Here is a 24,067-nt window from a genome sequence, read left to right as displayed (position 1 = left end):
CTCCTCCGAGTAAAAATCGAATATTTGTTGGAAATCGCCATTCTTATAGATGCGCCGACTCTCTTCCCTCGGAACAGATTACGGCGACAGGTAAGCCTTGCGCGAAACATAGACCTCTCCATCCATGATCGGGCGAGCGGTGCGGCAGACACCAGCCTGCAAGAGGTTCCAGCCCCCGTTTTCAGATCGTTCAATCCCGACAAAAACCTCGAGTACTCCGGATGGATGCCCAACGCGTACTTCCCCTGTGGCCTTGGCACGCGCCGATGCGATTTCATTGACAACGGTGCCTTCGATCCGAGCCGCGGTGGCAATACAGATTCCCCCGGTCACGGCATACGTCTTGTGCATCTGAGCCATGGCCTTTGTCCGGGCGAGGAGATCGACTTCATCGGATCCGATCAGCGAACCTTCGCTCGAAACATAGTCTTGCGCGGGGGCGACGAAGGCAACTTTCGGAACAGCCGGACCGACCTTGTCCTTGTTCTTTGCCAGCCCCATCATGACGCCGGCGGCTACACGGATTTCCTCCATGATGGAGAGAATGCTCGGGTTGCGTTCGCAGTCTTCCGGCAACTCCTTGCCGGTCAGGCCGATGTCGCTGGCTCTGACGAACACGGATGGGTTTGCCGCATCCACCAGACTGACCCGGATTGAGCGTCCGTCGTTCAGCGCCATGGTGTCCTGCACGTTTCCGGTTGGAAGCAGCCGGCCGGTTTTCGAACCAGCCGAGTTCGGGAAATTCATTACGATCCTTGCGCCCTTTCCAGGAACGCCCGCGATCGTATAGTCGCCCTCGAAGGTGACTTCGCCGTCCCGGACTGGTATGAGCGCTTCGATGATCTTGCTGGTGTTGGTATTAAAGATGACCACCTTCGTGACCGGTTCGACGGCCTTCACCAACCCTTGGCGGATGGCATAGACACCGACTCCCGAAGAGATATTGCCGCAGTTCCCCTCGTAGTCGACGACGGCTTCCTTGATGCCGACATAACCGAACGTATAGTCGATATCCACCCCGGGGCGACGAGAGGGAGACAACAAGGCAACTTTGCTGGTAAGAGGGTCAGCTCCGCCCATTCCATTGATTTGGCGAACATCGGGACTACCGTAGATATCGAGGATAACGCGATCGCGCGCGGCAGGATCTGAGGGTAGATCCTTCTCCATCAGGTAAACCCCCTTGCTTGTCCCGCCCCGCATATAAACGGCCGGAATCTTCACGAACTCCATCTGCATGTCTTGCTCCGAAAGCGTTTGGTTTTTTCGGCCAGGGCCTTTTTATCGCCAGCGAACGGCTGGTTTTTTGCGACCCATGGTAAGTACTTTCGGTTTGCGGTAGAAATGCAATAAATTGTTTGATTATTGCTGTTTGTGCATGAATCAATCACGGTGGAACCAACCAGATTTCGGACGTAAGGAGACGCAGTGAAGGTAGATTTCGACGGGATTCAGGCGTTTGTTGCGATTGCCGAGCTGGGGGGCTTTGGCAAAGCCGCCGAGCAACTGCACGTCACACAGACGGCATTGACGCGGCGACTGCAGAAGCTTGAGGCTTACCTCGGGCTGAAACTGTTCGACCGGACCACTCGGTATGTCGAACTAACGGCCGTCGGTCGCGACTTTCTGCCTCAGGCAAGGGTTATCGTGGGAGAGGTGACGCGGTCCATCGAGGGACTCAAGGACATGTCCAAACGATCGCATGGCAGCTTTACGCTCGCCTGCGTTCCCAGCATGTGCGCGCACATCCTGCCGGAGTTCATCAGGCAGTATGCCGACATCTGTCCGGGCAATCGAATCCGGTTGCTTGACGCGACATCCTATGAGGTCCGGAATGCGGTGCTCAACAATTTCGCTGAACTTGGAATATGCATCATGGGCGAACGCAACGATGAGCTCGCCGAAATCCCGCTGTTCGACGATCGCCTCATGTTCTTCTGCCGAGACTCGCATCCGTTCAGCAACAAGAGCTCTGTTAGCTGGTCGGACATGAGTCGTGCGGACTTGATCGTCGTGAGCAACATGATGGCGACCAGAGTCGTCATGGACTATCAGTTGGCAAAAAGAGGTATCAGGTTGAGCGGAGCGTACGAGGTCCGGCACCACGCCACGGCCATCAGTCTGGTGGCCGCCGGCGTCGGTTGCGCCATACTGCCCGCGTCTACGCTCGAAGAAGGCGATCGCCAGGGCATCAGGCGCATTCCCCTTGTTGGACCCGTCGTAAAACGGAAGGTCGTGCTGACCAAACGAAAAAAGAGCACGTTGTCTCCAGCGGCCGACGCTTTCTTCAATCTCCTCAAGGATTACCGGTTCGAGGTTTGAGGATGGGAGGCTGGGTTTTTGAGCGGAAGCAGTCTGTCTCGCTTCGCCCGCCTCGTCTGTGGATGGGCGGATGAGATCGCGGGTTCAGGCCTGCCGCTCCATGGAACAAGGCCGTCGATTGTCTTGCTCGGTCGTTCAGCGCTATGGCGCTGAACGTGAGTTAATGGTGGCCGGAGATCCCTTCCGGAAACCAATTCTTACAACTTCCCACCATTTGAATAAACCACGGTAACAAGTTTGGCGCAGACTTGCGTCCAAGAGTAGCGGCGAAGCGTTTCCTGGCGGCTCGAGTCAGGGCAAAATACGCGTCGATGCGCGCTGTGGGGCGGGCGATTGAATTGAAGGGGTAAGGAGGTTGGCTGTGGTTCGACTGGGCAAACGGATGAGGAGCACGCTCGCGGTCCTGCTCGCCTTGGCTTTGTCGGCGCCGGCCGTGCAAGCCGACAGCCCATGGAGAAACGGCTGGAGTCGCAACGGACCCGGGCCTGCGGGGTATGAGAACCAGCGCGCTTCCAGACAGGATGACGATCGGCGTCAGTACTATCAGCGCGATCAGGGGCGCGATGCGCAGCGAGGGGAGAGGTTGTCGCCCGAAGAGCGTCAGCAGTTGCGGCGCGACATCAAGGACGCGGGCCGGGAACTCTATCCGGGCCGGCGCTAAATGCGCGGCTTCCGTTGATCGTCTTTCCAACCTTCACGTACGGCAGCGCTCTCCCAACGAAGCCCGGCGGCATTGTTTTCTGAACTCGCCAATTCTCCTTCACTCGTTCCTGAAAAGAAAAGGCGCAACCCGCCGTGAGGCGGATTGCGCCAAGAGCTGCCGAGTACGAAATCAGTTGGTTTCGACGAGGGCGAGAACTTCGTCGCCGTCCTTGTCGGTGATCAGTCGGTCGATCTTCAGCAGAGAACTCCAACGGCTGAAGGCGCCGATGAAGACCGCGGTGATGAGGACCATTAGGATGACCGACATCGTCGACAGCAAGTAGAGCTGCTTCGGCATGTAGTTCAGCGTGATGTTCAGGTATCCCGCCCACATCACGGTCGGGTACACCAACAGCCCCGGAGTAGCTGTGACCCAGGCGTAGCGGGCCTTGCCGAGGCGGATGAGCATCGTTGTGCCGACGATCAGCGCGCACGAAGCAAGCAGTTGGTTCGCCATGCCGAATAACGGCCAGATCGTCGAGATGTCACCGGTGTAGACCAGGTACCCCCAAGCAGAGGTGAACAATGCGCTGCAGATGATCACGCCTGGCGTCCAGGAGTTGTCAGCGAACGGCTTGTAGACGCGACCGAGCATTTCCTGGAGCAGGTAACGGCCGACGCGGGTGCCGGCATCGACGGCGGTTAGGATGAACACCGCTTCAAACATGATCGCGAAGTGGTACCAGTAAGCCATCATCCCCTTCATGAACGGCACTGAAGAGAAGATGTAGGCCATGCCCACGGCCAGCGAGACCGCGCCGCCTGGCCGACCTTGCACTTGCTCACCGACCTGTGCGGCAAGTTCCGGCAGGTTGACCGTGCTCAGCCCCAGTTTGGCGAAGGCCGCCGGCGCTGCGTTGATCGCGAAGTAGTCAGCCGGAACGAGCACGCAAGCAGCGATCAGCGCCATGATGGCGACGAAGCCTTCGGTCAACATCGCGCCGTAGCCGACGAACAGGATATCGCGCTCGTTGGCGATCATCTTCGGTGTCGTTCCCGAACCGATGATGGCGTGGAAGCCGGACAGCGCGCCGCAGGCGATGGTGATGAACAAGTATGGGAAGAGCGCTCCTGGAATCACTGGGCCGCCGCCGAAGACGTAGTCCGTCATAGCCGGCATGTGCATGACCGGGTTGACGAACATGATGCCGATGGCCAGTGCGCCGATCGTACCGATCTTCAGATAGGTCGACAGGTAGTCGCGGGGAACGAGCAGGAACCACACCGGCAAAGCCGAGGCGAAGAAGCCGTACGCGGGAATGATGATCGCGAGTTCCTTCTTGGTGAAGGTCAGCATCGCGGCGAGCGTCGGGTTGGCGGCCACGTGCGGGCCGACGATGATCGACAGCGCCAGCAGGACGACCCCGATGATGCTGCCGCCCTTGATGTCACCCGGGCGGACCTTCTGCATATACACGCCCATGACCATCGCGATGGGGATCGTCGCAAAGACGGTGAAGGTGCCCCACGGGCTGTTGAACATGGCGTTGACGACAGCGATCGAAAGACCGGCCAGCGTCAGGATCAGGATGAACAGGATCGAGACAGAGGCGATCTTGCCGGTAAGTTTGCCGATCTCGGTTTCCGCGATGACCGACAGGCTCTTGCCCCGGTGACGTACCGAGGCGAACAGCACGACCGCGTCATGGACGCCGCCGGCCAGCACGCAGCCCACGAGGATCCACAAAGCGCCCGGCATGTAGCCGAACTGCGCGGCGAGAACCGGACCGAGCAGCGGTCCGGCGGCCGCGATGGCGGCGAAGTGGTGACCGAACAGAACGAACTTGTTGGTCTTCAAGTAGTCATGGCCATCGGCCATGGTGACGGCTGGCGTATCCCGTTCCGCCTTTAAGCCGAGAACCTTGTTGGCCAAAAATAGACCGTAGAAGCGGTAGGCTATGGCGAATACGCACGCCGCCGCAAAGATCATGGTTAATGAATGCATCAACTTCCCCTTAGGTTGGTTTTGAATCCGGATTCTCTGGCGAAGCCCCCTGGTTCGCCGCGCTTCTTCTTGTTTCGTGCCCCCGGTCTCGACGGATTTCCGGCTGCTCGCCTGGGAGTCCGCTATGCCAATCTAACGCCGCCCCTTCGTGAAGGGGCTTGGAATCCTGCAAGCGGTCGGTGGCCGGATTAAGCGGCCGCTTAACGGGGTAAGCGGTGGGGTTGCATCGGGAATCTGGCGCGAGTAGGCGGCCGTCTACATGGCGGGACGAACCGATTTTCGCTGCACCGAGAACGTTTTCATTGCATCTTCCCGGTTGGCGTAGTCGATCTGGCCTTGGCGGACAATACCGAGCACCAGCATGTTCTCGCTGATTGCGTCATGGTCGGTTTTCGAGAATGGCGTCTGGTACGTCGTGACCGCGCCGGCAATCGGCCGGTCAAGATTCTCGAGCGCGGCTTTGATCTTCACCGGTTCGTCGCTACGCGCCTGCAGAATCGCCTGATAGACGATCATCATCGCATCGTAACCTTGCGCGGCGGCCATCGGGGCCGGGATAACGCCGGTGCCATACTTCTTTTGATAGGCGAGGATGAACGCGTTACGCGTTTGAAAACCGGCCTGCTGAACGAACGACACGGCGACCAGCGTCCCCTCCGCCGCCGGGCCCGAACCGTCGATGAAGTTGCGCCACGATAGCGGCCAGCTACCGAAGATCTGCACCGGCCATTTTTGTCGCGCTACGCTTTTCGCGATGACGGCGGCTTCCGGCCCCACGGTCCAGGCCAGCACCGCGTCGGCTCCGGACGCTTTTGCTTCAGTCGCCTGCTCGGCCAGCGACGTAACACCGATCGGAAAACGTTGCACGGAAACCGGAGCCAGCTTCTGTTCGGCAAGCGCTTTTTTGACGTAGCTCAGACCCGACTCGCCGTAGGCCGACGTGTCGGCAAACACGGCAATTCTTCGCAACCCGCGTTTAAGGGCTTCGCGCACCAGAAACTCGGCCTGGATTTCATCGCGCGGGGCGTTGCGAAAGACGTAAAAATCGGGCGTCGCCGCCAAGCGTTCGGCCAACGGAGTTCCTGCCGAGACGGCGATCAGCAGCGGCACCTTGCCGTTCTGGTAAGCGTCCAGGCTGGCGAGGCCGACGCCAGCATTACATATGCCGATCGTCGCCGAGACTTTCTGTTCGCGCACAAGATCCTCCGCCACTTGTTTGCCGATGGCGTTGTCCGCCTTGTCGTCGCGTATGACGAGTTCGATCTTCTTGCCGAGTGCGCCGCCTGCCCATCCATTGATCTCGTCGGCCGCCAGCTGGACGCCGTTACGCAGGCTGATACCCATGTCCGACGATCCACCGCTCATCGGGCAAGAAACTCCGACGCGTATCGTGTCCGCAGCGTAGGCCGTGGACGCGAGCGCAGATGCGAATACGAGAAGCGCGGCGAAACGGCGTACGAAGACGTAGGGACTCGTAGCCTCTGTCGACCGATATAGATGGCTGAATTGATTGCCTAACCCGCGGTGGCCGCAAGAAAACTGCATCGTCGTTTCCCCGAGTGATTGTTGTTCGACAGGTGCCTGGTACATGCTGCCGGGGTCGGTCTTGGCTCTCACGCTGACCGCGCCGCAGGATAACGATCGCATAAGGCGAGTGCCAGGTGCGCGTTTTCCGGCCAACGGTCGGTAGCGCGAACGAGCGGTTGGGGAGGTGGGCGAGCGGCAGCTCGGGCTAGACGATCAGCAGCCGGTCTTTGAGTTCTCTGAGGTGTCGCCGGCTGACAGGGACGCGCTTGCTGCTTTGGGTGATGATCTCCGCGGCCCCGTTTTCGAGCAGTTCGATTTCGGCGACCCGGTCGAGATTGACGAGGTACTGACGGTGGCAGCGAACGAGCGGCGTCCGCTCCTGGAGGAGCTTGAGGGTGAGTTCGGTGACTCCTTGCCGTTCGCTGGCAACGACGTTGACGCCACAGATATCCGTGTAGACGTATTCGACCTCGTCGAGGGCAACGAGGAAGATGCGGTTACGACCGATGCAGGGGATCTGTTGCAGCCTGCTGTCGGCCCCGGGAAACGCCTTCGTCGAGGGGCGCGCACCGGAACGCAGCCAGTCGAGCGTCTTCGCCAGACGCTCCGGGTCGACGGGTTTGACGAGGTAATCGGCGGCGTGCTCCTCGAAAGCCTTGAGCGCGTGCTGATCGTAGGCGGTGACGAAAACGATGTGCGGAAGCGCCGAGGGCTCGATCATCCCCACCATCTCGAGCCCGCTGATGCGCGGCATCTGGATATCGAGAAAGACGACGTCGGGCCGCAGCCGATGAATCGCCGACAGGCCTTCGATGGCGTTAGCGCATTCCCCGATGACTTCGACGTCCGGCGCCTCGCCGAGCAGCGCTTTGAGTTCCTCGCGGGACGGCGCCTCGTCGTCGACAATCAGAGCGGTCAGCATGGCACAAGTTCTTCTTCGACCGGGACGCGGATGGCGACGCGCGTGTAGGTTTCCGGCTCGCACGCCACGTCGATGCCGTAGGCGGCGCCGTAGCGAATCTTGATGCGCCGATCCACGAGGCTCATACCCAGTCCGTTCCTTTCGGCCGCGGGCTGGTAAAGGCCCGCGGAATCTTCCACGAAGATCGAGAGCACGCCGTCAGTGCGTTGAGCGCTGATCGTGATGCGCCCGGGCTCGATCATTTGCGAGATGCCGTATTTTATGGCGTTCTCGACGATCGGCTGCAACGAAAAAGCGGGCAGTCGCAAGTGCATGAACTCGTCCGGGATGGCCATCACCACTTCGAGCCGGTCGGCGAACCGTGCCAGTTCGATCTGAAGATAAGCGTTGACGTGCTCGATTTCATCTTCAAGCGATGCCTCGTTGCCGAGGCGCTTCAGGCTCTTGCGGAAGAAGGTCGAGAGGTAGAGGACGAGCTGGCGTGCGGCCTCCGGGTCACGTCGGATGACGGCCGCCAGTGTATTGAGCGCGTTGAACAGAAAATGCGGATTGATCTGCGCCTGCAGCAACTTGATTTCCGATTGCGCCAGCAAGCGCTTCTGTTCCTCGATCTTGCCAGCCAGGACCTGGTTGGAGAGCAGGCGGGCAATACCTTCCCCCAACGTTCGGTTGAGCGACGAGAAAAACTTGGTCTTCGGTTCGTAGAGTTTGATCGTTCCGATGACGCGGTTCTCCTCGCCGCGCAGCGGGATGACCAGGCAGGAGCCGAGCTTGCAGTCCTTCGAAACCGCGCACGAATAAACGATGTCGACGCCGTCGGCATAGACGACCTCGTTGTTCTTGATGGCGTAGAAGGTGTGCGGCGACGAGATAGGGGTGCCGGGAATATGGTGGTCGGCGCCGGTGCCGACGAAGCCAAGCAGCTTCTCGCAATCGGTGATGGCCACCGCGCCGACGCCGGTTTCCTCGCGGATGATCTTGGCGAGGCGCGTGCAATTGTCGACGTTGAAACCCTGCATCAATACGCCGACCGAGCGTTCGGCGATGCGCAAGGCCTTCGCCGAGAAGGCGATCGAGTATTTTTCGAGCGTCTCGCGCCGGTCGAGGATAAGGCGCATGAACAAACCGGCCCCGATGGAGTTGGCCACGATCATCGGCAGCGCGATGTGTGCGACAAGCCGCGCCGCGTGGTCGAATGGCCGCGCCATGGCGAGGATGATGAGCATTTGCGTCATTTCGGCGAGCATGGTGGCGCCGAGCGCGAACAATGGACTCAGCAAGCGGTCGGCACGATGGCGGCGCAGCAGGTAAAAGTGAAACAGGCCACCGATGAGTCCCTCCACGGTGGTCGACACGGCGCACGCCGAGGCGGTGAAACCACCCATCGAATAACGGTGGATGCCGCCGGTGAGTCCGACTGCGAGGCCGACAACCGGTCCGCCGAGAATGCCCCCGAGTACGGCCCCGATGGCGCGGGTATTGGCGATTGCGTCCTCGATCTGAAAACCGAGGTAGGTGCCCATGATGCAGAAACCGGAGAAGACGAGGTAGCAGACGAGCTTGTCGGGCAGGCGCACGGTGACCTGCATCAAAGGCGCGAACAGCGGCGTCTTGCTCAGCAGATAGGCAACGACGAGGTAGACGCACATCTGCTGCACCAGGCTGCCGATTAACGCCAAGTGGTTGATTTCTTCGAGCATGATGTAGCGGGTCCGGAAAACGACTAACGGAGATTGTACGAGTCTGCGCGAAAAAGGGTGGTCGTCCGGCCTGATGCCGCCAACTTGGGCGGCGCGACGGTTTCAGCCCTCAGACGTTGGCTCGGGTGGATGTTGCTGCCCGCGGCTACCCACAGTTAGCCGCAGGCGGGGGCGGTTTCATTCCGTGGGGAGATAGCGCAGGCGAGCAAACGCTGCCGCAGCGATGCCTCGGGGAGGTTTTCGCCAATCACCACCAGGCGTGAGACGCGCGGCTCGTCGGGGGCCCACAGTGCGTCGAAGTCGAAACCGGCGACGCGCTGTACGCCCTGGAAGACGAGGCGGCGATCTTCTCCGCCGACGGCGAGGATGCCCTTGTAGCGCAGCAATTTGTCGCCGAACTCGTCGATCATCGACTGCATGGCGTCGCTCATCTGGCTGAGATCGATTTCGCCCATCTCCACGACGAAGGCCCGGATGGCGTCGGTCGCGTTGTTACGTTTATGGAAGACACCAGATGGGGATATCGAAAGCGGACGATAACGTACGGATTCACGATCGGCGGCTTCGGCGGCGAGCAATGACGCGTCGAGGTTGAAACCGCCGATTCCGAGCAACAGGCCCGGGTCGACGCGGCCACGATCGAGAACGCTGATCGGCGCGCGCGGGTTGATACTGGAAAGCCGCTCCGACAGCGTGGCGACCGCACCTTCATCGACGAGGTCGCTCTTCGCGAGCAGCAACCGGTCGGCGAAGCCGGCCTGCCGTTGAGCAACGAGGCGTGTATCGAGTTGCCCGGCGCCATGAAGCGCGTCTACGACGACCACGATGCCGTCGAGCAGGAAGGTATCGCGCAGTTCCGGCGCGGCGAAGAATGTCTGAGCGACGGCGCCGGGGTCGGCCAAACCCGTCGTTTCGATGATGATCCAGTCGAACGACAATTCACCGGCTGTCCGACGCCGAGCAAGCTCCTGCAGCCCGCGTACCAGGTCCGCGTTGATCGTGCAGCACACGCAGCCGTTGGTCAGCTCCACGACCCCGCCGCGTCGATCGGAGATCAGCCCGCTATCGATGTTGATGGCGCCGAACTCGTTCTCGACGATCGCGAAGCGTCGTCCCATCGGATTGGCCAGCAGATAGTTGAGGACAGTCGTCTTGCCGGCCCCGAGAAAACCGGAAAGAAGGGTGACCGGGATCGGGGCAACTGAAGGTGCGGCGTTCATCTCTTTCTCAATCCGACGAGTGTGAGGCGGTACTTCAACAACAACCACCGGAGCGACCGGAGGCATAACGCGCTTCCTGGCGGTCGCGGAAAAACTCCGCCTCGCTGAGGATCGGCCGCTCGGGGTGCGTGGCCCGCATGTGTGCGACGTAGGTGGCGTAGTCGGGCAAGCCGACCATGAGTCTGGCCGCCTGCCCGAGATACTTCCCAACCTTTGAAAGGTCGCTAAACACCGTTACACCTCGACGGCCGGGGTTGCCTGGTAAGGCACTTCGCGGCTTGTCGGCGCGCCTTCCTGCAAGGCCTTGAGGCAGGCGGCAATGGTGTAGAACAGGATGCTGACGACGACGAACATGAAGAACATCGTCAGTACGGCGTCGAGCTGGTTGTTGAAGACGATCTGCCGCATCTGCTCGATACTCTTCGCCGGTGCCAGAACTTCGCCTTTGTCGAGTGCCGCCTGGAACTTGTCGGCGAGCGCCAGGAACCCGATCTTCGGACTGGCGTGGAAGATCTTCTGCCAACCGGCCGTCAGTGTGCAGACGAGGAGCCAGGCGGTCGGCAGGATGGTTACCCAGGCGTACTTTTGCCGCTTCATCTTGAACAGGACGACGGTGCATAACATGAGTGCCACGCCGGCAAGCATCTGGTTCGAAATGCCGAACAGCGGCCACAGGCTATTAATTCCTCCCAGCGGGTCGATGACGCCCTGGTAAAGGATGTAGCCCCACGCGGCAACGCAAAGCCCGGTGGCAATGAGATTGGCCGGCCAGGAGCGCGTGGATTTGAGCGCCGGCACGAAAGTGCCAAGGAGGTCCTGCAACATGAAGCGTCCGGCGCGCGTCCCCGCGTCGCACGCGGTGAGGATGAAGAGCGCTTCGAACAGGATGGCGAAGTGGTACCAGAACGCCATCATCGCTTTGCCGCCAATCACGTGCGAGAAGATTTGCGCCATGCCGACGGCGAGAGTCGGCGCGCCGCCGGCGCGCGAGATGATGCTCGTTTCGCCGACATCCTTCGCCGTCTGGATCAACACGTCGGGCGTGATGACGAAGCCCCACTGCGAGATGACCTGCGCGGCGTTCGCGGCGGTCGCGCCGATCACGGCGGGCGGGCTGTTCATCGCGAAATAGACGCCCGGGTCGATCACCGACGCGGCGACCATCGCCATGATGGCAACGAACGACTCCATCAGCATGCCGCCGTAGCCGATGTAGCGCACGTTCTTCTCATTGTCGATGAGCTTCGGCGTCGTCCCTGACGAAATCAATGCGTGGAACCCCGAAACCGCGCCGCAGGCGATGGTGATGAAGATGAACGGGAACAGGCTGCCCGACCACGCGGGGCCGGTGCCGTCGACGAACTGCGTGACGGCCGGCATGCTCAGGCTGGGTGCGACGAAGACAATGGAAACCGCCAGGCAAACGATGGTGCCGATCTTCAGGAAGGTTGACAGATAGTCGCGCGGCGCAAGGAGCAGCCAGACGGGAAGGACCGAGGCGATGAATCCGTAGCCGATCAGCATCCAGGTGAGCGTTTTCGCATCGAACGTGAACACCGGTGCCCACGTCGGACTTTCGGCGACCTGGCCGCCGAGCATGATGGCGGCGATCAGCAGCACGAAGCCGATAACCGAGATTTCGCCGACGCGCCCGGGGCGGATGAAGCGCAGATACACACCCATGAACATGGCGAGCGGGATGGTTGCCGCGACGGTGAAGGTTCCCCAGGGGCTGGCGGCGAGCGCCTTGACGACGATCAGCGCCAGGACGGCGAGAATGATCACCATGATCATGAAAGCGCCGAACAACGCGATGATCCCGGGTACATTGCCGAGTTCGGACTTGATCAGATCGCCAAGCGAGCGGCCGTCGCGGCGCGTTGAGACGAAGAGCACCATGGAGTCCTGTACTGCACCGGCTAGTACAACACCGACGATGATCCACAACGTTCCCGGCAGGTAGCCCATCTGCGCGGCGAGGACCGGGCCGACGAGCGGCCCGGCGCCGGCGATCGCCGCGAAGTGATGGCCGAAGAGAATGTGTTTGTTGGTCGGAACGTAGTCGAGTCCGTCGTTGTGGCGCAGCGCAGGCGTCATCCGCGTCGGGTCGAGCTGCATCACGTTCTGGGCGATGTACAGGCTGTAATAGCGATACGCGACGAGATAGATCGAGACAGCGGCGGTGACGATCCACAGCGCGTTGATGGTCTCGCCGCGCGAGAGGGCGACAGTCCCGAGCGAAAAGACGCCGACGGCGGTTAATAACCACCAGATCAGATGTTTGGAAACGAGATTCATGACTCCTCCGGTCTTGTGATGAAGCACCGCTTCAGATAGCGGGTCTGAGGAATTCGTTTCAGTCGCTCCTCGGTTATTTTGCGAACGGTCGTCAAGCGCGGCGAGCGGTTGCCGGGGAGGGCGAGCGGCGGAATTCCTCGTGCGAAGCGGCACAGCTTCCACGGGAGAATGAAGGCGGGAATTATTCGCGACCTACTGGCGACAGACCTCCAGACGCGCCGCGGGCGGGGCGTGAATAAACGAAGGCCGGCTGGTGCCGACCTTCGTTAGCAAAGCGTGTTCTTGTGCTGCACGTGCCGCTTTTCGCGGCGCAACTATCGATCTATCGCGACAACTCGGCGATCGTTGGCGCGTCCAACATTCCAGTCACCGGGAGGCGGCGGGATTGCTGGAATTTGCTCAACTGCGCCTTGGTGCGCGGTCCCATGTTGCCGTCTGGCTTGCCGACGCTGAATCCGAGTTCGTTCAGTTTTGTCTGCGCTTCAAGAACGGTCATGGGCGACGCGCTCGGTGTCGCCGGGGTGTTGCCGCCTTGTACCGCCAGTTGCCCGCCGGTGCCCAGGCCACCCTTGACGGTTTGCGCCTTGTAGCTGCGCACGGCGCGCACGACGCCGTTGTATGAGTCCATCAACGCTGCGACGATCACTTTGCCTTCGGCGGTGTTGGCGTAGCCACCCCCAGCCGCACCCAAGTGTGAGCCAAGAATGCCGCCAACGGCGCCGAAATCCCAGTTGCGGGCGCTACCTTCGGATGCAGCGAGTTGCACGCCCGAGCGATTATCGACGAGGGTCAGCAGCGTGCTCGCTTCCTTCGCGTTCAGGCTGCCGCCGACTGCCGCGCCGACAGAGCCGAACAGCCCGCCGATCGCACCGCCAAGACCGCCCGCGTTCTGGTTCGAGAAGGTGATCGAGGGCGACAGCGAATAGTCGGCCGAGACCATCTGCCCCTTTCCGAAGTTCGAGTTAGTGCGCAACTCGCCGGCCTGATTCAGCGCGCGCTCTTGCATCATGTTGTTCATCGCGCGGCCGCGCTCGACGACCACAAAGCAGTTCGACTGCTGGATCATCAGCTTGAGCACGGGGGTCGTCGAGCCCAGGTGGTATTGCCCGGTCAGGATGCCGTACCAAGGCGCCGACGTATCTTCGACGACGGTGATCGTTCCGAGCGTCGCGTCGCAGCGTTCGAGTTTGTTGTTGGCATTCTGACTTTCCGAACCGCCGGCCGAGCCGGTTGCCTCGGTTTTCGCGTCGGCCGACCCCATCTGCATGTTCGAACAGCCGGCCAGCATCGCGGCAAGGGCAAACGTCGACAATTCGGATACCCATCTCTTTTTCATATAACTTCCTCCACACTTTCGGATTACATATTGTTGATCTCTTTGTCTGCCGCTCGGGCAAACGGTTTTCCGAAGACGGGCATCCCCCTTCGGTGCCCGGAACGAGCATGGATCGATCCGGCGGCGTTTTTCTTGTGCTGGCGTCAAGTTTAATCCGAGTGGCGTGTTCTCAGAAAGCGGTGTTGAGTGCCGCCAGGATGACGATACAGAGGTGCATGATTCCGCCGTCGGACGGCGAGTATTTGTACCTTTTTGGGGACGGGTCACCCTCGTTGTCTGAGTCTTCGGCGTTTTCTGACGACCGCCAGCCCTTTATGCAGCAGCAAGGGAAGGAGGCCGATCAAGGCGAGAGAAGCAAGCGTAGCCGGGGAGAGGATATCGGACGGGGAGGCAAGTTCGGCGAGCCGCTCGCCCGCGTTCGCGTAGATGATCGTTCCCGGCAGCATTCCAAGCTGGCTGACCCAATAGTAGGTGCGTAACCTCATACGCGTGAGGCCGAGAAGCACGTTGACCAGAAAAAATGGAAAAACTGGAACCAGGCGCAGCGAGAACAGGTAAAAAGCCCCGTCTTTCTCAATGCCGGCGTTGATGCCGCGCAAACGCAGTGCGAACCGATGCTCGAACAAACGCCGGAGGCCGTGGCGTGAAGCGAGGAAGGCGATCGTCGCTCCGAGTGTCGACGCAAACGAAATGAGGAGGACGCCCCAGCCAACGCCGAACAGGGCTCCACCGAGAAGCGTCATCACGGCGCCGCCCGGTATGGAGAGGGCGGAAAATACGGTGTAGGCGACGAAAAACGTGACGGGCGCGCTCAGTGGGTGCTGGTTAACCCACGCAACCAAGTCAGCTTGCCGACTCTTCACGTCGGCGAAATCGACCGGGCTGCCGAGGAAAAGAATCACCCAAGCGAGGACGAGGCCGACCAGCAGAATTACTGCCAGTGAGCGAAACGCGACCGCCTTGGCATTCATAGCGTAGCTTCTTGAACGAATGAGATAGAGAGCCTTCGCGCTTGCCATAGTGGCAATTGGTGGTCCGAGCCCTTCGTGGCCGGAACCGTTGACGGTATCGCGCCTCGCCCGCTCTCGACGCTGAACTGACCGGCCGCAGATAAGGCCGCCGTTGGATTTGAGAAGCCGTATTGCCCTGTGTCGCGCGGCCCTTTATCAGCTTCCAGTCGGGGGTTGCCGCGCGGCGATGACGCTTCATTTGCAACGGCAGGGAAACCACGGCAAACTACGCCTCGTTTTTCACCGCATCTTCACAGACGCATTTCGGGGTAGTCGATGAACGCATCCATCCTTAAGTACTTGAGAGCCAATGGCGAACAGCTTGATTCCGAGATTTCGGAGGCGCTCCGCATCCCGATGGGGCAACTCACGAATCTGGTCGCCGAACTGGCGGCGTCGGGCGAGATCATCTGCTGCAAAGTCACGCGGTTCATTGACGGCAAGAAGATCGAAGGTACCAGTTGCCGGCTGTCATGCGATCTCCCCGCGCCCGCGCGCGGAAGAAAGCCGGGAGCGCGGAAGGAACCGGACGACCGGATTCCCGAATAGGTCACGGCCGCCGAACTGATTGAATTCCGGGGACTCGGACAAGCGCGCCCGGAAGCGCGGTGCTTTATGCTTCCAGATATGACAACGCCACCGAAAGGTGGCGTTGTGCTTTGTCGGCCGGGAAGGGAAGTGGAAGCACGCTTCCGCTAAGCAATCACTGTGCGGCGCCCGACTCCTGAACCGCGGGTAATTCAACCGCGGCAGCCGGGGCCGATTTGTGAGGCGCCTCCGGATTCCAGCCCAAGGTCGCCTGAAGGACGAAGAAGCCGACGACGTAAGCGAGGGCAACGTGCCACCCGTGCCGGAGCCAGTTTGCAACTGATTTGGCCTCGGGGAACATGTTCGAAAGCGCGACGCCGGCCGAAGAGCCGAACCAGATCATCGAGCCGCCGAAGCCCACGGCATAAGCCAAGCCACCCCAGTCATAGCCGCCTTGCTTGAGCGCCAGGGCTGTAAGCGGAATATTGTCGAATACGGCGGAGACGAAGCCGAGCGTGAGCGCCGCCATCGCGGACGCGGGCGGCAATTTTTCCACCGGCATCATCGAAGCGCAGGTTACCAACGAGAGCAGGAAGACCGACCCTTTGAAGGTGTCGGGCAGGACCTCCCAATCAGGCCGGCGCACCGGAACGGAAAGGAGAATCGCGACCCAGACGCCAACCCCGATGAAGGGGAAGAGATCGGCCAGATGATTGAATTTGACGTTGATCACGACGTTGGTGACGATCGCGAAGATCAGGATCAAGGCAACGATGCCAACCCGGGCGGTATCGACCCGGGTGCTCTCGTGCGCATGCTTGATCATCGGAGAATAGGCGTGCTGCTGCTTGGCGCCGAAGTAGGCGGTAATGCAGAGGGCGACGGCGGCCGCCACGTAGGCATGAAAGACATTCAGCGGACTGACACCGTCGATCCACATCATGGTCGTGGTCGTGTCGCCTACGACCGATCCAGAGCCGCCGGCATTCGAGGCCGCGACGATGGCCGCCAAGTACCCCACATGCACCTTGGACTTGAATAGCTGGTGCGCCATGGCGCCACCGATCAGTGCGGCCGCGATGTTATCGAGGAAGCTCGATAGGACGAAAACCATGACCAGCAGTACGAAACCACCTTTCCAGTCGTTCGGCAGGTACTTGGGGAGAACAACGGGGATGTGGCTCTTCTCGAAATGCCGGGAGAGCAGGGCAAAACCCATCAACAGGCAGAACAGGTTGGCGAGAACAACCCATTCGTGCTGCAAATGGAGGGAGAGTCCTTGAAATCCGTCACCGGTTTTGAAGCCCGTGAAGATCAGCTTGTAAAGCGCGATCGTCACCATTCCGGTGAGACCGACGTAGAGCGTATGGTTATGAAAAAGCGCGACGCCCAGCAGAGTAAGGGCAAAAAGGATGAAATCGAGCGGTATTCCACCGACCACTATGAGTTCGCCGGCCCAAGCGGGGGAGGTGAACCCGGCTAAGACGAGGATGGAAAGACACGCTCGGACTGCTGTTTTTGTCATTGAGACTCTCCCAGGAAACAATTCCTTGGGATTTTACCTGCAAAAACTACTGCGGTGGCCCGGTTGTCTGACAAATCGGGATCCGTGGCGCGCTTGTATCCTGCCGCAACGGCTAGTTAGGGCCTCAGGGCGTCGCCGATCACTTGTGCGTTGTGTCGCATCAGATCGAGGTAGGTCGCCGCCGGTCCGGAGGCTGGCGAGAGAGAGTCCGAATAGAGTACGCCGCCTACCTTGGCCCCGGATTCTTTTTGAATCCGTTCGATCAGACGCGGGCTTGAGATGTTTTCCATGAAGACGGCGGGAATCCTCTCGGCGCGGATTTGTTTGATGATGCGAGCCGTACCTGCGGCGGAAGGTTCCGCCTCCGTGCTGATGCCAACCGGGGAAACGAACCGCACGCCATAGGCTCGGCTGAAGTAACCGAAGGCATCGTGTGAACTGACGACCTTGCGCCGTTCTTTCGGGATCGCGTTGAAGATTGCCTTGATCTCGGTGTCCAGCGACCCAAGTTCTTTTCGATAGGCAGCGGCATTGGCCTCGTAAACGTTCTTACCCGCCGGGTCCGCCTCGCTCAGTGCCTGGGCAATGTTCGCGACATAACGATCGGCATTGGCCAGATCCTGCCAGGCGTGCGGGTCAACGGCCCCATGAGCGTGGCCCTCGTGTGCCGATTCTTCGTGGTCTTCAGCTTGTTTCAGAACCTTGATGCCGGTCGTGGCTACCACGACCCGGCCTTTGTAGCCGGAAGACTTGATCAACCGATCGATCCAGCCTTCGAAGCCAAGACCGTTGACGACAACGAGGTTGGCGCCGGCGATCTTCTTCGCGTCGGCCGGCGTCGGTTGGAAAACGTGCGCATCATTTCCTGCTTCAACAAGATTGTGAACCTGCACGCGGTCGCCGCCCACGCGCCGAACCATATCGCCCAGGATGCTGAAAGTCGCCACTGCGTTCAGTGTCTCGGCCAATGCCTGGGTACTGCCGATGACTGCACACAGGCCTGCGACGGCAAGCAAAATTTTCCGCAACTTTGCAAACGACGGACGACGGGAAACTGAATGACCTCTTTGCACCGATCTTCTCCTTTGATTTCAGCGCGTGAAATGCCAGCGTGGGCGACGCCGGCTGACCAGCGGCCCGAGTGGCCCAACGATCATCGAGAGCAAATAAAGTCCGCCGAGCGTGAGGACGATTGCCGGCCCGGCCGGCAAGTCGACGTAGTACGAGAGAAGCAGCCCGACTACTGACCCGGCAAAGGCGAGGGCGATCGCGACGAGGATCAGCGGTGCGATCGTTTGCACCCAGAAACGGGCGGCAGCCGATGGCAGAATCATGATGCCGACGGCCATCAGCGTGCCGAGCGCGTGAAACCCACCGATCAGATTGAGAACGACCAACGCCATGAACCCGTAATGCGCAACCGCACCGAGGTGGCTGATCCGCGCGAGGTAAGCCGGATCGCAACATTCGAGGACGATGAGGCGCAGTCCGGCGGCGATGGCGACGATCGACAGCGAGGCGAAAGCGGCGAGCAGCAGCAGCGCGGTATCGTCTAGCGCCAGAACGCTGCCGAACAAAATGTGCAATAGATCGACACTGCTTCCGCGCATCGAGATGATCAGAACACCGGCGGAAAGCGAGATCAGGTAGAAGGTCGCCAGACTGGCGTCTTCCTTGATGACCGAATTGCGTGCGACGCCGCCCGCCAACAAGGCCACCGCGACACCGGCCACCAATCCGCCGATCGTCATCGCGGGCAGCGAGAGGCCGGCCAACAGATAACCGATCGCGGCGCCGGGCAGGATGGCGTGAGAAATCGCATCACCGGCGAGGCTCATGCGCCGGAGCATCAGAAAGACCCCGATGGGCGTTGCGCCTAGCGACAGGGCAAGGCAACCGGCCAGCGCGCGCCGCATGAAGGCGAACTCGATGAACGGTGAGAGAACAGGAACGCTTGCTAAGGTATCGACGAGGCTCATCCGTGCTTGTGTCCCAGGTGAGCATGGATAGCCTGTTCCGCGTCCTCGTCAGCCGCGCAGACGGGCGCACCGACGAGTTCGCCCTGTTCCTCGGCCAATTGCCGCGCGCGCTTGAGGTTTTCCGCCGTAAGTACCGCCTCGGTCGGGCCTCGTGCGATGACCTCGCGCGCCAGCAGCAGCGTCTCGGGATATTCTGAACGAACGTGTTCTAGATCGTGGAGTACACTGATGACCGTACGGCCTTCGGTGTTCCAGCGTCGTACGAGTCCAGCGAGATCATGGACAGTATTGGCGTCGATCGCGCTGTAGGGTTCGTCCAGCAGAACGAGCGGCGAGTCCTGCAGCATGACGTGGGCAAACCGTGCACGTTGCAATTGTCCGCCGGACAACTGACCGATCGGCCTATTCTCAAGTCCCGTCAGGCCCACAGCCGCCAGCGACTCGGCGATACGTCGTTCGGCCGTCGCATCGAACCGCCGGAAGGCACCGAAGTGTCGCCAGAGACCCATGGCGACGAAATCCTGGACGACGATCGGGAACGTGTTATCAAGCGTCGATTGTTGCGTCAGGTACGCGATGTTTTCCTTGCGCACACCGTGAAGATGGATGGTTCCTTGAAATGGGCGCAACTCACCAGCGATCCCCTTGAGCAGCGTCGATTTCCCGGCGCCGTTCGGGCCCACGATCGCCAACAGCGTTCCGGGCGCAACCTCTCCATGGAGATGGTGCACGGCTGGATGGTGGTTGTACCCGAGCGTCAGATTCTCGAAACGGACGATCGCCGCGTTGTCGGCTTTCATGCGAGCGCCCACAGAATTGTGATCCACAACAGGGCGAGCGCCCCCGCGGCGCAAGTGAGCCGGGCAGCCAGGCCTGAGCGTAGAACGCTTCCGGGCATGGCAGACGAGGTCGACGGTGGGTAGGAATGATGCAGGGGCATCGCGACGGATCTCCGATGGCGAGGATCAGAGGCCCTCATGCTGCCGGAAACTAGAGCTAAATGCAACTGTGTTGCACAAACTCGGTGGGCTGAGGCGATTACCTTAAATAGCAGTAACGAAACACCTTTGCCACGGTTTCAGGCTGCTCACAACTGATAATATTGCCGTCCACTTTTTCACCGCTTCCCCATGCGCTCTCAGCGTCTGTAGCGGGTTTCCGTCGAGCAGGAGTTCCTTTGGAAAAACGCCGTTTCCCCCGTTACCAGTTGGCTAAGCCGCTGACCGGAGTCGTCGAACAGGAGGGGCAACGTTACCGCGGTACGGTTCTCAATCTGTCCGCTGGCGGCTTTTACCTGCGTCTTGCCGAAGCGCCAAAAAAGCCCCTCGTCATACAGGGCGACAGCGATTATGGTGAGATCATCTACGCTGGGCGAACGGCTTCCGGGTTCGGGAACATCATGCGGGTCGACAAGTATCGCGGCAGCGTTGCCCTCGCGTTTGCGTGGGACCGAGGTGCGATGGACGCGGAGAGTACCAACGTCGTCGGCGAGGTGATTCAGGAGCAAGAGCAAAAGCGCGCGCTCGGCCGGGTCACGACGGCGGAAAATGAAGTCGTGGTGGGTGGCCACGTCTCCTCGGCGCTTGCCTACGATATTTTTTCGGCATTGCGCGCGCTCAGTGGAGACGAGCGCAACCGAAATGCGGCACAAGGCGCCGACCGCGCGCGTCTATCGCTCAAAGGCTGCACGTCGGTCGACTCCAGCGGAGTCGAGATGTTCTTGGCTTTGCGCGACCGCGGCGTCGCGATTGTCGGCATTGAGCCGGAGATTGACGCCGTCATCCGGCGGTTTCAGATCGGAGGGGCAGCGGACGGCAAAGGGGGCGGCGATGCAGGATGAGTTTTACATGCGCGAAGCCCTGTCGCTGGCCCGCTCGGCGGAATGCCTCGGCGAAGTCCCGGTCGGCGCCGTAGTCGTTCGCGACGGCGAGATCATCGGCCGAGGATTCAATTCGCCGATCGGTGAGAGCGATCCCACCGCCCACGCTGAAATTGCTGCTCTGCGCGATGCTGCGCGACGACTGGGAAACTACCGCCTTCCGGGCTGCGAGTTGTTCGTGACGCTCGAACCCTGTGCAATGTGTGCAGGCGCGATTCTCCATTCCCGGATCGCTCGGGTCATCTATGGAGCGCGCGACCTAAAGACCGGCGTCCACGGCAGCGTCGTCGATCTCTTTGCGATCGAACGCTTGAATCATCATACGGAGGTGGTGGGGGGCATCCTCGCCGATGAATGCGGGCAATTGCTGTCAGACTTTTTCGCCAGCCGGCGCGTCAAGGCGGGGGTGTAACCGTGCGCATCCATATCTCGCTTGCGCGCCAAGTCTTGACGCTATTCGACGACGCAGGGTCGGCCGTACGTACATACTCCGTCTCCACCGCACTTAAAGGTGCAGGCGAACGGCGCGGGAGCTACCAGACGCCACGTGGCAAACACGTTGTGCGTGCCAAGATTGGGAATGGGCTGCCGGAAAATGCGGTCTTCGCTGGTCGGCGCGCCACGGGAGAAATCTATACGCCGGCGCTGGGGGCCGCCTATCCCGAGCGCGACTGGATTCTTACGCGAATTCTTTGGCTATCCGGTTGCGAGCCGGAAAGAAACCGCCTCGGGGACGTCGATACGATGCGCCGCTACATCTACATCCATGGCGCTCCAGAGTCGGCGGCCATGGGCGATCCGGGTTCGCATGGCTGCATTCGAATGCGTAACACCGACATCATCGAGTTGTTCGATCTCACACCGCCCTACACCCCGGTCGAAATTACCGAGGACTAAACTCCCCAAGACTGTGGAGTGTCGGTTACACCACCACAGGTTCGATCGACACCAAGCGTGCATCCGCGCCTTCTAGCCGGAGATCGGCGGCGCTGCTGAAGCCTTCTTGTACTACGGCGAGAGCGTCGGTCCCTTCCCCCGGGGCGGGCGCCGCGTTCGCCACCATGCCGCAGGCCTGCTCGGCGTTTTGCGCGAGATAGATAGCCGCACCCGGGACCACCGGCGTTGTGGTGTGAATGCGATAAAGATGGCGCTTGACCTTGCCCAGGTACTGGGTGCGGGCAACCACTTCCTGGCCTGGATAACAACCCTTGTGGAAGCTGACGCCGCCGATCTTGTCGAAATTCGCCATTTGGGGCACGAAAGCTTCACTCGTCGGCCCGCTGATCAACGGAACGCCCGCCTGCACATCGAGCCAGTGCCAAACCGGCGTGCCCACCGCGCGCGCCTTTTCGGCGAGTCCTGACCAGATGCCAGGCGCAGCTTCTGAGGCGGCGACGATGGCGAAGCGTGAACCGCCGAGGCGGATTACGGTGCCATTGGAGAACGGCGTCGCGCCGAGCGCCGCCGTCGGTACCGGCAGGTCGATGCCTTGCAGGGCCGCTTCAGCGCGTGGTCCGGAGAGTCCTATGAACTCGTAGTTCGCGGTCAGATCGGCGATCTTCACCTTCGAGCGCAACACATAGATGCGTAGCCGTTTGGCAATCGCTTCCCGCAGATCGGCCGAGAGCAAGGCGCGGTAGTCCGGACCGTTGAGGAAGAGAACGAAACTAGCGAGCATTCGACCTTTCGCGGTACACCACGCGGAATGCTGCGCCGCCCCGGCACCGAGGTGCTTGACGTCACTTGTGAGCTGGTTATGCAGGAACTCCTTAGCGTCCTCGCCAGAACACTCAAGGAGACCGAGATGGACGAGCGGCGCGATCACGGTTCCGTCGCGAGCGGCGAGGCGTTCGGCGGCCGGATCCCCAAAGTCACCGACGAAATCGTTTTCGATATGGGCTCCCAAGCCCTTGAGGTGTTCCTGCCAACTGGAGTTCATCGTTGGGTGATTTTCCGTGATGTAAGAGTTGAACGAGATCGAAGGCGGCCGGGGGATTCAGTCCAGGTCCGACGGCGATGCCTGTCCGCAGGAAAAGCCCTGCAAGCCGAGCTTCGACCGGCGACCCGCATGCGCGGTTCATAGGCACGCTTTCGGATATTATATAGACACCCGCACCCGCCGCCGTACCTCAGTCCGGGTCCGCGCTTCCTTGCCGCGACAGCTCACTACCGAAAATGATAAGAAAACTCATCGCCCTTGGACTGTTCGTGATGGCCGCCCTGGCTGGCGGCTTCTATTGGTACGTTTCTTCGCCCCTGTCGCTGATTAGCGAACGTGTCGAGTTCCACATCATGCCGGGGAGCGGGATGCGGGCTGCTGCAAACGATATTCAAGGCGCGGGAGTCTCGGTTCGTCCTTGGGCATTGATCGTGCTAGGCAAACTGCTGCGGGCGGAAACTTCGATCAAGGCGGGGAGCTACGAGATCACTCGCGGTGTGACGACGTTGGAGCTTTTGCGCAAGCTGACCCGTGGGGATGTGTCCCAGGCAGAGATGGTCTTCATCGAGGGCTGGACCTTCCGCCAGATGCGGGAGCGACTCGACGCACATCCCGATGTACGGCATGACACCAAGGGGTTGCCGGAAGCCGAGGTGATGCGACTTGTCGGTGCCACTCGGAACGTTGCCGAGGGTCTCTTCTTCCCCGATACCTATCTGTTTGCCAAGCAGAGTCGCGATGTCGATATCCTCGCCCGGGCGTACCGTGCGATGGAGCGCCATCTAGCGCGTGAATGGGAGACCCGTGCGGTCGGACTTCCGTTTGCCGATCCTTATCAGGCACTGACACTGGCGTCGATCGTCGAGAAGGAAACCGGTCGCGTCCAGGACCGGCCGTTGATTGCGGCCGTGTTCATCAACCGGTTGCGGCAGGGTATGCTGCTGCAGACCGATCCGACGGTTATCTACGGGATCGGTGAAAAGTTCGACGGTAACTTGCGCAAGCGCGATTTGCTGCAGGACACGCCGTACAACACCTATGTAAGAGCAGGACTGCCGCCGACGCCGATCGCGATGCCGGGTCTCGCCTCCTTGCAGGCCGCCCTTCATCCGGCGCCGAGCCAGGCACTGTACTTTGTTGCCCGGGGTGATGGCAGCAGCCACTTTTCGCGTACCCTGGAAGAGCACAATCAGGCGGTTAATCGTTACCAGAAATCGGCTAAATAACGCCGCTGA

Annotated in this window: 22 protein-coding genes; 7 read left to right on the top strand and 15 right to left on the bottom strand. The window is 60.7% G+C overall.

Translation table 11 applies throughout. The features are described 5' to 3' along the window. Positions 1-78: 78 nt before the first annotated feature. Positions 79-1,239 carry a 2-methylaconitate cis-trans isomerase PrpF family protein gene (locus tag NZ453_RS18075; RefSeq protein ID WP_263772223.1) on the bottom strand — a complete coding sequence of 387 codons (1,161 nt, stop codon included), beginning with the start codon at positions 1,237-1,239 and terminating at the stop codon, positions 79-81. Positions 1,240-1,428: 189 nt separating this feature from the next. On the opposite strand from NZ453_RS18075, the gene NZ453_RS18070 reads away from it, so the two are divergent. Both NZ453_RS18070 and NZ453_RS18065 read left to right on the top strand, forming a co-directional pair. Continuing rightward, entirely contained in the window at positions 1,429-2,322 is an 894-nt protein-coding gene (locus NZ453_RS18070; protein WP_263772222.1) for a LysR family transcriptional regulator, read from the top strand. 382 nt (positions 2,323-2,704) lie between these two features. Next, positions 2,705-2,983, top strand: a complete 279-nt coding sequence (locus NZ453_RS18065; RefSeq protein ID WP_263772220.1) for a hypothetical protein — start codon at positions 2,705-2,707, stop codon at positions 2,981-2,983. Between the two features lie 171 nt (positions 2,984-3,154). Here NZ453_RS18065 and NZ453_RS18060 read toward each other — a convergent pair whose 3' ends face one another. The 9 genes from NZ453_RS18060 to NZ453_RS18020 all read right to left on the bottom strand — a co-directional run bounded on the left by NZ453_RS18060 (position 3,155) and on the right by NZ453_RS18020 (position 14,943). Then, on the bottom strand, positions 3,155-4,969 hold the full coding sequence (locus NZ453_RS18060) for a carbon starvation CstA family protein (RefSeq protein ID WP_263772219.1): 1,815 nt from the start codon (positions 4,967-4,969) through the stop codon (positions 3,155-3,157). A gap of 255 nt (positions 4,970-5,224) precedes the next feature. Further along, positions 5,225-6,586, bottom strand: a complete 1,362-nt coding sequence (locus NZ453_RS18055) for an ABC transporter substrate-binding protein (protein WP_263772218.1) — start codon at positions 6,584-6,586, stop codon at positions 5,225-5,227. Positions 6,587-6,701: 115 nt separating this feature from the next. Further along, positions 6,702-7,418, bottom strand: coding sequence for a two-component system response regulator BtsR (gene btsR / locus NZ453_RS18050; protein WP_263772216.1), 717 nt, complete (start codon positions 7,416-7,418; stop codon positions 6,702-6,704). Further along, the gene (locus NZ453_RS18045; protein ID WP_263772215.1) at positions 7,412-9,118 is read right to left on the bottom strand and encodes a sensor histidine kinase; all 1,707 of its coding nucleotides are present in this window, start codon (positions 9,116-9,118) and stop codon (positions 7,412-7,414) included. The genes btsR and NZ453_RS18045 overlap by 7 nt, the downstream gene beginning before the upstream one ends. Before the next feature lie 155 nt (positions 9,119-9,273). Then, positions 9,274-10,338: a CobW family GTP-binding protein gene (locus NZ453_RS18040; protein ID WP_263772214.1), complete on the bottom strand. Its 1,065-nt coding sequence runs from the start codon at positions 10,336-10,338 to the stop codon at positions 9,274-9,276. Between the two features lie 34 nt (positions 10,339-10,372). Then, on the bottom strand, positions 10,373-10,570 hold the full coding sequence (locus NZ453_RS18035) for a YbdD/YjiX family protein (RefSeq protein ID WP_263772212.1): 198 nt from the start codon (positions 10,568-10,570) through the stop codon (positions 10,373-10,375). Positions 10,571-10,572: 2 nt separating this feature from the next. After that, the gene (locus NZ453_RS18030) at positions 10,573-12,636 is read right to left on the bottom strand and encodes a carbon starvation CstA family protein (RefSeq protein WP_263772210.1); all 2,064 of its coding nucleotides are present in this window, start codon (positions 12,634-12,636) and stop codon (positions 10,573-10,575) included. Between the two features lie 322 nt (positions 12,637-12,958). Beyond that, complete coding sequence (locus NZ453_RS18025) at positions 12,959-13,972, bottom strand: peptidoglycan-binding protein (RefSeq protein ID WP_263772209.1); 1,014 nt, start codon at positions 13,970-13,972, stop codon at positions 12,959-12,961. Positions 13,973-14,235: 263 nt separating this feature from the next. Further along, positions 14,236-14,943, bottom strand: a complete 708-nt coding sequence (locus tag NZ453_RS18020; RefSeq protein WP_263772208.1) for a TVP38/TMEM64 family protein — start codon at positions 14,941-14,943, stop codon at positions 14,236-14,238. 315 nt (positions 14,944-15,258) lie between these two features. On the opposite strand from NZ453_RS18020, the gene NZ453_RS18015 reads away from it, so the two are divergent. Next, complete coding sequence (locus NZ453_RS18015) at positions 15,259-15,531, top strand: hypothetical protein (protein ID WP_263772207.1); 273 nt, start codon at positions 15,259-15,261, stop codon at positions 15,529-15,531. Positions 15,532-15,685: 154 nt separating this feature from the next. Here the strand turns inward: NZ453_RS18015 and NZ453_RS18010 are convergent, their stop codons facing one another. The 4 genes from NZ453_RS18010 to NZ453_RS17995 form a co-directional block, all read right to left on the bottom strand. After that, entirely contained in the window at positions 15,686-17,035 is a 1,350-nt protein-coding gene (locus NZ453_RS18010) for a citrate transporter (protein ID WP_263772206.1), read from the bottom strand. A 116-nt stretch (positions 17,036-17,151) separates the two neighbouring features. After that, the gene (locus NZ453_RS18005; protein WP_263772205.1) at positions 17,152-18,051 is read right to left on the bottom strand and encodes a metal ABC transporter substrate-binding protein; all 900 of its coding nucleotides are present in this window, start codon (positions 18,049-18,051) and stop codon (positions 17,152-17,154) included. Positions 18,052-18,126: 75 nt separating this feature from the next. Then, entirely contained in the window at positions 18,127-19,014 is an 888-nt protein-coding gene (locus NZ453_RS18000) for a metal ABC transporter permease (protein ID WP_263772204.1), read from the bottom strand. Further along, a complete protein-coding gene (locus NZ453_RS17995; protein ID WP_263772203.1) occupies positions 19,011-19,814 on the bottom strand; it encodes a metal ABC transporter ATP-binding protein in 804 nt (267 codons plus the stop codon). Before NZ453_RS17995 ends, NZ453_RS18000 begins: the two co-directional genes overlap by 4 nt. Before the next feature lie 377 nt (positions 19,815-20,191). Between NZ453_RS17995 and NZ453_RS17990 the strand changes: the two genes are divergently transcribed. The 3 genes from NZ453_RS17990 to NZ453_RS17980 are packed head-to-tail and all read left to right on the top strand — an operon-like array spanning position 20,192 to position 21,790. After that, the gene (locus tag NZ453_RS17990; protein ID WP_263772202.1) at positions 20,192-20,854 is read left to right on the top strand and encodes a PilZ domain-containing protein; all 663 of its coding nucleotides are present in this window, start codon (positions 20,192-20,194) and stop codon (positions 20,852-20,854) included. Further along, positions 20,844-21,305 (top strand): tRNA adenosine(34) deaminase TadA, encoded by a 462-nt coding sequence (gene tadA, locus NZ453_RS17985; protein ID WP_263772201.1) that lies wholly within the window; start codon positions 20,844-20,846, stop codon positions 21,303-21,305. Before NZ453_RS17990 ends, tadA begins: the two co-directional genes overlap by 11 nt. 2 nt (positions 21,306-21,307) lie before the next feature. Further along, positions 21,308-21,790, top strand: a complete 483-nt coding sequence (locus NZ453_RS17980; RefSeq protein ID WP_263772200.1) for a L,D-transpeptidase family protein — start codon at positions 21,308-21,310, stop codon at positions 21,788-21,790. Positions 21,791-21,815: 25 nt separating this feature from the next. Here NZ453_RS17980 and ygfZ read toward each other — a convergent pair whose 3' ends face one another. Then, entirely contained in the window at positions 21,816-22,832 is a 1,017-nt protein-coding gene (ygfZ, locus tag NZ453_RS17975) for a CAF17-like 4Fe-4S cluster assembly/insertion protein YgfZ (RefSeq protein ID WP_263772199.1), read from the bottom strand. A 236-nt stretch (positions 22,833-23,068) separates the two neighbouring features. Between ygfZ and mltG the strand changes: the two genes are divergently transcribed. After that, entirely contained in the window at positions 23,069-24,058 is a 990-nt protein-coding gene (gene mltG, locus NZ453_RS17970) for an endolytic transglycosylase MltG (protein WP_263772198.1), read from the top strand. Positions 24,059-24,067: the final 9 nt, after the last annotated feature.

Origin of the sequence: Propionivibrio soli (assembly GCF_025770765.1) — a bacterium.
GTDB lineage: Bacteria > Pseudomonadota > Gammaproteobacteria > Burkholderiales > Rhodocyclaceae > Propionivibrio > Propionivibrio soli.
This window is presented reverse-complemented; position numbering and strand designations above follow the sequence as displayed.